Genomic DNA, 2,539 nt, shown 5'->3' on the forward strand with positions numbered 1-2,539 from the left:
CATCTCCGAGAACATGAAAGGCCGGCGCAGGTTCATGTCGAACAGGATCGGGCGGGTGAGGATCTGCGGCATGGCGCCGCGCCGGATCAGCGGCTCGATCCGGTCCAGGATTGCCTCGATCGCGCCGGGCTTCTCGACCAGGTTGTTGAGCGAGAGCCAGGTCACCGGCCGCCCGCTTGCCTCGAGCATGAATTCGAGCGTTTCCGTCTCGTCGTCGGCGAGCTCGGCATAGCGCTTGGTGAGCGCGAACTCGATGACCCCGCGGTTTACTTTCTTCAGCACGCCGCCGTAGGCGGCAAGCTCCTCGCGGCTTGCCAGGCGTGCGGCCAGGGGCTTGCCGCCGTGGCCGATGTGCTGGCGGTTGAACGTGGTGGTGAAGCCGAACGCGCCCGCCTGCATCGCCTCGTGCAGAAGGCCTGCGATCGTCTGCGTTTCTTCCGGCGTAGCTGCGCGTTCGTTCGCTTCCCGGCCGACGACATAGGTGCGAAACGGGGCGAGCGGCGCGAGGAACGCACGATTGAGCGCCGAGCCGCGCTTCTCCGCCGCATCGATGTACTGCGGGAAGGTCTCCCATTCCCACTGGATCCCGCTCATCAGGACGTCCTTGTCGATGCCCTCGACGGTCACGAGGTCGTCGGCCAGCAGCTCGCGATCGGCCGGCTTGCAGGGTGCGATGCCGACGCCGCAGTTGCCCATGACGACCGTGGTGATGCCGTGTTCGGCGGAGCTCGACAGCAGCGGATCCCAGGTGATCTGGGCGTCGTAGTGCGTGTGCGGATCGACGAAGCCTGGCGCGACCACCTGGCCATCGGCGTCTACGACTGCCTTGGCCGAATCGCGAACCGTGCCGACGGCTGCGATGCGTCCCTGGCTCACCGCGACATCGCCGCGGCGTCCCGGACTGCCGCTGCCGTCGACGATCGTGCCGTTTCTGATGATCAGGTCGTAGCTCATTGACGCCTCCATGTCGGTGACGGGCCGGCGGGCCGAAAAAAACTGCGGCGCGGCGGCCGCGCGGGTGTGCGAGCCGACATGATGCCATGCTTCCGGGTGCTTCAACGCCCGAGCCGATGCGCTTACAATCGCCGGACGCCCCTCTCCCGGTTCCGGCATGAGCACCATCCTGACGCTGCACGACCCGCAGATCGCCAGTAATCACTATGCGCAGGGCTGGTGGCGCGAGGACACGCTCTATTCGCTGCTCGCGCGGCACGCGCAAGAACGGCCCGAGGCCTACGCGCTGCGCGATTCGCGCCAGCGGCTCACCTGGGCCGGGCTGCTGCGTTGGGTGGATGCGGCTTCGGCGCAAATGCAGTCGGTCGGATTGAAGCGTGGACAGCGGGTCTCGGTGTGGCTGCCGAACCGGGTCGAAGCCGTGGTGGTGTTTCTCGCCTGTTCGCGCAACGGCTACGTGTGCAATCCGTCGCTGCACCAGAACTACACCGTGGACGAGATCGTGCGGCTGCTGGAGCGCATCCAGGCCGCGGTGCTGTTCGCCCAGCCGGGCTACGGTGCGGACGCGGATCGGCACGACGTGTTTCGGCAGGCCGCGGCGTTGCCGTGCATGAAGTGCGTCTATGCGTTGCAGCCGGCCGGATCGGGATTCACGCCGCCCGCAAGTGCGAGCGCGTTCCCGGCCGAAGATGAAGCGCCCGACCTGTCGTTGCTCGCAGCGCCCGACCTGAATCCCGACAAGATCGTCTACCTCGCCTTCACATCGGGCACGACCGGCATGCCGAAGGGCGTGCTGCACTCGGACAATACGCTCCTCGCCAACGGACGCGCCATGGTGAAAGACTGGAGCCACGATCATCGCACGGTGCTCTACAGCCACAGTCCGTTGAGCCATCACATCGCCACGGTCGCGGTGGAGCAGAGCCTGGCCGCCGGTTTCGAGTTGGTGGTGAACGACCCGCCGCCCGGAAAGAAGCCGCTCGACTGGATCGTCGAGACCGAGGCAACGTATGTCATGGGCGTGCCGACGCACGCGATCGACATCCTCGCCGACATGCGCGCGCGTGGCCTGCCCAAGCTCGGTAAAGTGAACCTCTTCTACATGGCGGGCTCGGTAATTCCGCCCGAGACGGCGCGCGCGTTTCTCGATCTCGACATCAAGCCGCAGAACATCTACGGCATGACCGAGAACGGTTCGCACCAGTACACGCTGCCGGACGACGACGTGGACACCATTACCACGACCTGCGGGCGCGCCGCGCCGGGCTACGAGACGCGCATCTTCGATGCAGAGAACCCGGACATCGAGGTGCCGGCCGGTACCACCGGCGAGATCGGAACGCGCGGGGCGCTGCTGATGCTCGGCTACTTCGACAATCAGGCTGCGACCGAGAGCTCGTTCAATGCGCTCGGCTGGTTCATGAGCGGCGATCTCGGGCGCCTTGACGAGCGCGGCAATCTCACCATCGTCGGGCGCAAGAAGGACTTGATCATCCGCGGCGGCCACAACGTCTATCCGTCGCGCATCGAGAACCTGGCACTGAGACATCCCGCGGTGGTAAAGGCGGCGGCGTTTGCCATTGCG

At 66.1% G+C, this 2,539-nt stretch carries 2 protein-coding genes; one reads left to right on the plus strand and one right to left on the minus strand.

Annotated features, from left to right (window positions below; genetic code table 11):
- Positions 1–1,122: amidohydrolase family protein (locus GEV05_30980; GenBank protein ID MPZ47700.1), on the minus strand; the 1,122-nt coding region annotated here is incomplete at its 3' end.
- On the opposite strand from GEV05_30980, the gene GEV05_30985 reads away from it, so the two are divergent.
- Positions 1,112–2,539: AMP-binding protein (locus GEV05_30985; GenBank protein ID MPZ47701.1), on the plus strand; the 1,428-nt coding region annotated here is incomplete at its 3' end. The genes GEV05_30980 and GEV05_30985 overlap by 11 nt on opposite strands.

The sequence above is a fragment of the Betaproteobacteria bacterium genome (assembly GCA_009377585.1).
In the GTDB taxonomy this organism is placed as follows: domain Bacteria; phylum Pseudomonadota; class Gammaproteobacteria; order Burkholderiales; family WYBJ01; genus WYBJ01.